Origin of the sequence: Raineyella antarctica, assembly GCF_900092135.1 — a bacterium.
In the GTDB taxonomy this organism is placed as follows: domain Bacteria; phylum Actinomycetota; class Actinomycetes; order Propionibacteriales; family Propionibacteriaceae; genus Raineyella; species Raineyella antarctica.
In genome coordinates this window covers 1-7,247 of record NZ_FMYF01000023.1, presented here as the reverse complement: position 1 = coordinate 7,247, position 7,247 = coordinate 1, and the positions used below count along the sequence as shown (strand labels likewise).

The 7,247-nt window shown below is 68.5% G+C and carries 7 protein-coding genes; 1 reads left to right on the top strand and 6 read right to left on the bottom strand.

Annotation, left to right across the window (positions count from 1 at the left end):
• The first annotated feature begins 127 nt into the window (after positions 1 to 127).
• On the top strand, positions 128 to 931 hold the full coding sequence (locus GA0111570_RS17095) for an IclR family transcriptional regulator (protein ID WP_092613869.1): 804 nt from the start codon (positions 128 to 130) through the stop codon (positions 929 to 931).
• Between the two features lie 48 nt (positions 932 to 979).
• On the opposite strand, the gene GA0111570_RS17090 is transcribed toward GA0111570_RS17095, so the two are convergent.
• The 6 genes from GA0111570_RS17090 to GA0111570_RS17065 all read right to left on the bottom strand — a co-directional run.
• Entirely contained in the window at positions 980 to 1,891 is a 912-nt protein-coding gene (locus tag GA0111570_RS17090; protein WP_092613868.1) for a catechol 2,3-dioxygenase, read from the bottom strand.
• An 89-nt stretch (positions 1,892 to 1,980) separates the two neighbouring features.
• Complete coding sequence (locus GA0111570_RS17085; RefSeq protein ID WP_092613867.1) at positions 1,981 to 3,759, bottom strand: CocE/NonD family hydrolase; 1,779 nt, start codon at positions 3,757 to 3,759, stop codon at positions 1,981 to 1,983.
• A complete protein-coding gene (locus tag GA0111570_RS17080; protein ID WP_092613866.1) occupies positions 3,756 to 5,294 on the bottom strand; it encodes a sugar ABC transporter ATP-binding protein in 1,539 nt (512 codons plus the stop codon). The genes GA0111570_RS17085 and GA0111570_RS17080 overlap by 4 nt, the downstream gene beginning before the upstream one ends.
• 3 nt (positions 5,295 to 5,297) lie before the next feature.
• Complete coding sequence (locus GA0111570_RS17075) at positions 5,298 to 6,395, bottom strand: sugar ABC transporter substrate-binding protein (RefSeq protein ID WP_092613865.1); 1,098 nt, start codon at positions 6,393 to 6,395, stop codon at positions 5,298 to 5,300.
• A 64-nt stretch (positions 6,396 to 6,459) separates the two neighbouring features.
• On the bottom strand, positions 6,460 to 6,885 hold the full coding sequence (locus GA0111570_RS17070) for an ABC transporter permease (protein WP_092613870.1): 426 nt from the start codon (positions 6,883 to 6,885) through the stop codon (positions 6,460 to 6,462).
• Positions 6,886 to 6,950: 65 nt separating this feature from the next.
• On the bottom strand, positions 6,951 to 7,247 hold a 297-nt coding region (locus GA0111570_RS17065), incomplete at its 5' end, for an integrase core domain-containing protein (protein WP_139283312.1).

Sequence of the window (7,247 nt, the reverse complement as noted above, 5' to 3'; positions counted from 1 at the left end):
CGCGAGATCAAACGCTGCCTCAAGCGCTACATCGCCCGCGACCTCTACCGCCTCCTCGAACACCCACCAGTCCTTGACAGACCATAGGAGCGTCCCCACGGGTCCCACACCGCGCAGAAGGACGGTCATGACTGACATCGCAGAGCAGGGAAATGGACCGCGCTCTTCCGTGGCCACCCGCCTGATCTCGGTGCTGGCCGCGTTCCACCCGGGCGACGAGGCACTCACCCTGACGGAGATCGCCCGTCGTACGGACCTGGCCGCGGCCACCGCGCTGCGTATGATCCGCGAGCTGGTCCAGGAGGGCATGCTCGAGCGGACCGATGACGGCACCTATCGGATCGGGATGCGGTTGTTCCGCATCGGCATGCTCGCCCCGGCCCAGCGAGGCCTGCGGGAGGTGGCGCTGCCGTTCATGCAGGACCTGTTCCAGGTCACGAAGGAGAACATCCTGCTGTCGGTGCTGGATTCCGAGGGCTATGTGCTCTACCTGGAGAAGCTCAAGGGGCGGATGTCAGCCAGTGCCCTGACCCGGTCCGGCGGACGACTGCCGGCGTACGCCACCGCGACTGGAAAGGCCATCCTGGCCCACAGTGACCCAGCGGTCATCGACGTCGTCTGCGAGAACGGCTTCGAAGCCTTCACCCGCCAGACGATCAGCAGCCGCGACGAGCTCCTGAAGGATCTGGAGCTCGTTCGCCGACGTGGTTATGCGGTGGCACAGAGCGAGCTGCGGGAGGGTCGCGTCGCGGTCGGGGCCGTGGTGGTCAACCACGACCGCTCGACCATTGCGGCGCTGGCCGTGATGGGCGCAGCATCGAACATTGACATCCTCCGTGTCGCCCCGGCCGTACGCACCGCGGCACTCGCCCTGTCCCGACGGCTCGGGCGTCCCGCGGAGGGCCAGGCTCCGAGCAGCATGCAGAGCTGAGGCGCTCCCCGCCGGATTCCTGACGCTCCGTTCTGCCCCGAGCCCGGTCTACGTCGAAACCGTGAAGTGGTTCTCGGCGACCTCCCGGCCGATGTAGGAGACGGCCGGCATGGTCTTGTCCGAGGTCCAGGTCATCGTGGGCCAGTCGGGGTAGGTCTCGTAGCCTCCGGAGAAGACCTCGTTGCGGTTGCCCGACGGATCGAAGAAGTAGATCGTCTCCCCGCGGGAGAGACCGTGGATGTCGGGCCCGAAGCCGACCGGGATGTCCTCCATGGAGAACTTGATGCCCGCGTCGCGGATCGCCGACCAGTCGCGCAGCTTGTACGCCCAGTGGTGCAGGCGCCCGTTGGCGCCCTTGATGAAGGCGATGTCGTGGGTCTTGTGCTGGCAGAACATCCAGGTCCCGATCAGCTCGGGGTTGTCATCGGCCACGATGAGCCGCTCGGCGGGGCGGAAGTCGAGGGCCTCCACGAAGAGCCGCTCGTTCAGGGCAGGGTCCTCCGCCAGCAGCAACGCGTGGTCCATCACCGGCACCCCGATGCCCCGGATGGAGCGCGGCAGCACCGGCGGGTTCTTGATACCGACCTCGGTCCCGGTGTACTCGATGTCCTGGTAGAGCTCGATCACGTGCTCCGACGGGGTGGTGAAGCGGACGCCGTCACCGACGGCGAGGTTGTCGCCCTTGGACATCCGTTCGGTGGTCACCCCGAACTTGTGCAGGTTGTTCTCGAAGGTGGCCAGGTCGTCCTCCGTACGGACCTTGAAGCCGGCCTTGACCAGTCCGACGCCGGACTCCTCCAGGACGACCGAGTGGTGGTCCCACTCGTCCCAGGACTTCAGCCAGGTGGGGTTGCCCTGCTGGGCGACCACCTGCATGCCGAGCACGTCGCGGTAGTGCCACAGCGCCTCTTCCATGTTGGTCACGCGTGCGTGCACGTAACCCATGCGCATAACTCCCATGATGCTTCCTTGCTCTGAGGGTGATTCGGGTGTGGTGATGGTTCGGTCGTGCCGATGGTTCGATGGCCCGATGGTTCGAGTGACCACTGTCAGGAGACGTCGACCGGGGTGCCCAGCTCGGTTGTACCGATGATGGGGAGCAGCAGGCGCGACGGGAATCCCGGTCCGCTGTACACGGTCACGTCGCCGCCGACGAGGTCCCAGGGCCTCGAGTCGACGGGGTGGACGAACGGGCCGGTGCCCTTGCCCGGATAACGATGGACCAGAGCGAACTCCTCCTTGACCGGCCCCGGGTAGGCGTAGTCGGTGCCGCGCAGCGTCAGGCCCAGCCGGTAGCCCGCCGGGACGACGATGCTGGTCGGCCAGATCTCGATCTCCACCTCGTACGGTTGACCCGGGACCAGTGGGTCGACCCGGTCGTGCGGGTGGACAGGGCGGTACTCGGTCGTGAGTTCGGGGTCGAGCGCCCGGTGCGAGGCGCGTAGCCAGCCCTGCGCGACCGGTGTATGGGCGTCCATGGCCCCGCGGAAGACGACCTCGTCCCCCTGCGGATCGAACAGTCGGACGACCGCGAACAGGTCCGCGTCCTCGGTCGTGGAGCTGATCCAGACCCGCAGGGCCACGGGACCGGTGATCTCCGTGTCCTCCTTGATCGGCGCCGTCATGAAGGTCACTCCGTCACCGGCGGCCTCGTACGTACGCGACGACTCCTCGGTCCCGGGGCCGGGGGAAAGGTTGCCCGTCCCGGCATCGAGGAAGAGTTCCTGCCACGAGGTCTCGGGCAACGGCCAGGCCTCAGCCGGGCGCTCCTCGAAGCCGTCGATGTGGCGCACCTGCAGCAGCACCGGCGGGCGGCGGTCCCACCCGTTGTCGGCACCCTTGAGGAAGTGGTCGAGGAACTGGCGTTGCAGCCCGACCCCGTAGTCGGTGTAGAAGTGCGTCCAGTGCTCCAGCCCGTGCACCTCGAGCCACTTGTTCGGCGTGTTGCTGCGCACGAACCCCTCGACGTTGCCGCGCAGGTGCAGACCTGCGCCTCCCCAGTTGGCGGACGAGAGGACCGGCACGGTGACCCGGTCCCAGTCGACGGCGTCGGTTTCGTGGCGCGCGTCGAGCAGCGGGTGCGTGGTCACGTCGGCGACGGCATCGACCCGGTGGGCGGCCCGGTACTCGTCGGACAGCGTCGGTCCGGCGGTGGTCGCACCGGTATGGGCGTTGGGCAGGCCCCTCTCCCCGTACCCGTACTGGCTACGGTCCTGCTTGGCCGACCACGAGTCCAGGAACGTGCACCGGATCCCGCCGTGGTAGTAGAGCTCGCGGTAGAGGTCGGAGGTGCCCTCCCACGGAACGATCGCCTTCAGGTGTTCGGGCTGCTCGGCGGCGACCTGCCACTGCTGGGCCGCGTAGTAGGAGATGCCCAGCAGGCCGACGTTCCCGTCACTCCACGGCTGGGTCCCGGCCCACTCGACGACCTCGACGTAGTCATCGATCTCCTGGCGCGACCACAGGTGGCGTACGCCCTCGGAGTTGCCCGATCCCCGGGAGTCGACCCGCACCACGGCGTAGCCGTGCGGCACGAACCGCTCCGGGTCGGCGAGCTCCCAGGCCTGGAACTCACCGCTGCTGGCCTCGAGGATCTCCGGGAAATCGGACACCATCCGCTCCCACTGGTTGGCGTACCCCTCCTGGAAGAGAATGCCCTTGCCGTAGCAACCATGGCTGAGCAGCACCGGCACCGGCGCCTCGTCCTCAGGCAGGAAGACGTCGGCGCGCAGCACGTTCCCGTCGCCCATCGGAACCGGGACGTCCCACAGTATGCGCATCCCGCGGGTGAGCTCCGCCCGGACGTCCGGTGTCATGTCGGTCGTCATGCCGCGGTCCTTTCATCGGTACTGGCATTGATGGCTTCCAGGAGCCGGTGCGGGGTCAGTTCCTCACCCGTCAGGTCACCGACGGTCCGCCCGCGCTGGAACACGACGACCCGGTCGCTCAGGTCGGCAAGCTCCTCGATGTCCGTGGTGGCGAAGATGACGACCCGCCCCGATCCCGCAAGTGCCCGGATGATGGCGTGCGCCTCCGCCTTGGCGCCGATGTCCACGCCCCGGGTGGGATCGTCGAGCAGGAGCACATCGGGCTCGATCTCCATCCACTTCGCGAGCACGACCCTCTGCTGGTTGCCGCCGGAGAGCTGGCCGGCCGGCCGGTCCACCGCATCCAGGGGGCGGATCCCGAGCTGTTCGGCACGCTCAAGAGCGCGCTCGCGGAGCGTACGGGCATTCACCCAGCGCCACGCGCCGGTCATCGAGATGGCGCGCACCGTACCGATGTTCTCCGCAACCGACTTGTCCAGCAGCAGGCCGGACCTACGGCGATCACCGGTCACCAGGGCGACACCGGAGCGGATGGCGGTGCGTACGCCGGGGCGCAGGGTCTCCCCGGAGGGCAGGACGACCGCTCCCGTGGTCGGGGTGACGTGGCCGGACAGCACCTGGAGCACCGTTTCGTGGCCGCTGCCCGCGAGCCCGGCCAGGCCGAGTACCTGGCCCGGCCGTGCGGTGAGGGTGACATCGTCGAGGCGGTCGGGGACGCTGACCCCCTCGATCGCCACCCCCCGGCCGATCGGCCGCTCCACTTCCTCGATGTCGATCGAGTCGACGTCGGCCTGGGCCACCTCGCCCTGGATGGCGGCGCGATGCTCGCCGAGCATCGCGTCGACCAACTGCGGGATGTCGAGTCCTGCCATGTCTGCGCCGGCCAGTACGGTGCGACCGTCGCGCAGGATGGTCACCTCGTCGCTGATGGCCTTGACCTCCTCGAGCATGTGCGACACGAGCAACACCGAGGTGCCGTTCGAGCGCAGGCGATCGAGGACGTCGAGGAGCCGGGCAGCGGCTCCGGCGTCGAGGGCCGAGGTCGGCTCATCGAGGATGAGGACCTTCGGCTTCTGCAGCAGCGCCCGGGTGATCTCCACCAGCTGCTGCTCGGCGAGGCTCAGCTCGCCGACGATCGTGTCCGGGGTCGCTTCCAGGCCCAGCAGGTCCATCAGCGGCTGCGCCTCGGTCGCCATGGCGCGGCGATCGACGAGTCCGGCGCGCCGGGGCTGTCGGTAGGGGAACAGGTTGGCGAGCAGGTCGAGGTCAGGGAAGAGGCTGAGCTCCTGGGAGACGACCGAGACGCCGTGGGCGGCCGCGTCGCGGGTGCTGGAGAACGCGATGTCCCGGCCGTCCAGGGTGAGTGAGCCGCCGTCCGGCGCGACCACGCCCGTGATCACCTTGATCATGGTCGACTTGCCGGCGCCGTTCTCGCCCAGGAGTGCGTGCACGGTGCCCGGCCGCACGGCCAGGTTCCCGTCGGACAGGGCACGGACGCCGCCGTACGACTTGGTGAGGGCTGAGGCGATGAGCATGCGTCAGCCGATCTCGACGAGCGGGCCGAGGTGCTTGTCCTTGGCGGCCTTCTGCTCCGCGATCTTCTTGGCGAACCACACCTTGCGCGAGGCCTCGTCCTTCTGCCGAGCCACGATCTCCGTCACGTTCTTCTCGTCGACCAGCAGGTAGCCGGTGTCCCAGGTGCCCACGGGCGCAGCCGCGCCACCAGTGGCCTGGGTGGCCAGCATGTCGATCGCCAGATAGCCCTTGAGCCAGTGCTCGGGCGAGACGAGCGCGGTGATCTTCTTGGCCTGAAGTGCCTCGAGGGCCGCAGGGTCGAGGTCCGGGGCGCCCGCCAGGTAGTTCTTGCCCTTCGTGCCCTGGAGCTGCCCGAGGGACACGGCGTCCTGGGCGCCGGTGCCCAGGTAGGCGACCGCGTCCGGGTTGGCCTGCAGGATCGCGTCCCAGGCTGCATGGTTCGCCGTGGGTTCAGGGGCCGTGGCGAGCGGGCCGACGACCTTCAGGTCGGGACGCTGCTCGGCGATGACCTGCTTGATGCCCTGAGCCCGGGCCTCCAGGATGCCCAGTCCCGGCATGGCGTTGCCGATGACGACTGTTCCGCCCCGGCCTGCGGGGACGTCCTGGAGGATGCGCTGGGCGATCTCGCGTCCCATCGCCAGGTCGCTGGTCCCGACGAAGGTCTTGACCCCGACCCCGGCCGGCGGCGGGGTGTCGACGGCGATGACCGGGATCTTCTTGTCGGTGGCTTCCTTGACCGGGCGGGGGAAGAGCTCCGGGGTGAGGGTCTGGTAGGCGATACCGTCGGTGGCGGTCGTGGCCGCCTGCTGGAGCATCTGGACCTGGGCCGGCCCGTCGGTGCCACTCGGGGCGGACATGGCCAGGCTGACCTTGTGATCAGCGGCCGCGGCCTGGGCGCCGAGTGCCATCTCCTGCATCGGGTTCAGGGTGGTGGTGGCGTAGACGAAGGCCAGCTTCGGCTGGGCGGCGCCGCCTGCGGCTGATCCGTCCTGCGAGCAACCGGCCAGGCCGAGGGTGGCGACGACGGCAACGCCTGCACCGAGGCCGAGGAGTCCTCGGCGGCTGAAGGTACGGGTGACGAGGTTACGGGCATGGCTCATGGTGCGACTCCTTTGTCGTGAGGGGTTCAGTGCTGTTTCGGGCAGGTCAGGGGTTCGCAGTGCCTCAGCGACGGCCGCGCAGGCGCTTGCGCTGGCGGAGTACTCCGTCGACCGAGACGGCGGCCAGGATCACGGCACCGGTCGCGAAACCGTTCCAGTTGGCGGGGACCTGGAAGTACGCCAGGGCGGCCGTGACGGTCGCGAGCAGGAAGGCACCGATCGCGGCACCTGTCACGCAGGCGCGTCCACCGCGCATCGCGGTGCCGCCGATGATGGCCGCGGCGATCGCCTGCAGCTCGTAGCCGCCGCCGATGTTCGGGTCGCCGGAGGAGAAGAAGGCCAGACCGAGGACGCCGGCCAGGCCTGCCAGAGCGCCGACGAGGATGAGCACCTGCATGCGGGTGCGATCGATGGGGATGCCGGCGTAGTCGGAGGCTTCGGGGTTGGATCCGATGGAGCGGATGCGGTAGCCGAACGACGTCTTGTGCATCACCAGCACGAGCCCGACGATGTGGGCTGCTGCGGGGTTTTCGGACAGCGGATTCGGTTGGTTTTCTACGCTGCCGTGGCCGGCTGTTGGTAAGCGTAGTGCACTTCGTTGGGGCGGCGGTAATCGAGCGCTGAGTGCCGGCGGCGGCTGTTGTAGAAGCCCTCGATGTAGCGGATGACATCCCGCCGGGCCTGCGTCTTGGTGGCGTACACGGTACGGTAGACGCGTTCGTTCTTCAGTGCCGAGAAGAACGATTCGGCCATCGCATTATCCCAGCACACGCCCGTGCGACCCATCGAGGAACGCATTCCCAGACGGGCCACCAGGGCCCGGAAATCAGCAGAGGTGTAGACGCTGCCACG

Bases quoted from the DNA above. Each gene is read 5' to 3' on its own strand.
- GA0111570_RS17095 (WP_092613869.1), top strand. From the start codon at position 128: ATGACTGACATCGCAGAGCAGGGAAATGGACCGCGCTCTTCCGTGGCC.
- GA0111570_RS17090 (WP_092613868.1), bottom strand. From the start codon at position 1,891: ATGGGAGTTATGCGCATGGGTTACGTGCACGCACGCGTGACCAACATG.
- GA0111570_RS17085 (WP_092613867.1), bottom strand. From the start codon at position 3,759: ATGACGACCGACATGACACCGGACGTCCGGGCGGAGCTCACCCGCGGG.
- GA0111570_RS17080 (WP_092613866.1), bottom strand. From the start codon at position 5,294: ATGCTCATCGCCTCAGCCCTCACCAAGTCGTACGGCGGCGTCCGTGCC.
- GA0111570_RS17075 (WP_092613865.1), bottom strand. From the start codon at position 6,395: ATGAGCCATGCCCGTAACCTCGTCACCCGTACCTTCAGCCGCCGAGGA.
- GA0111570_RS17070 (WP_092613870.1), bottom strand. From the start codon at position 6,885: ATGCACAAGACGTCGTTCGGCTACCGCATCCGCTCCATCGGATCCAAC.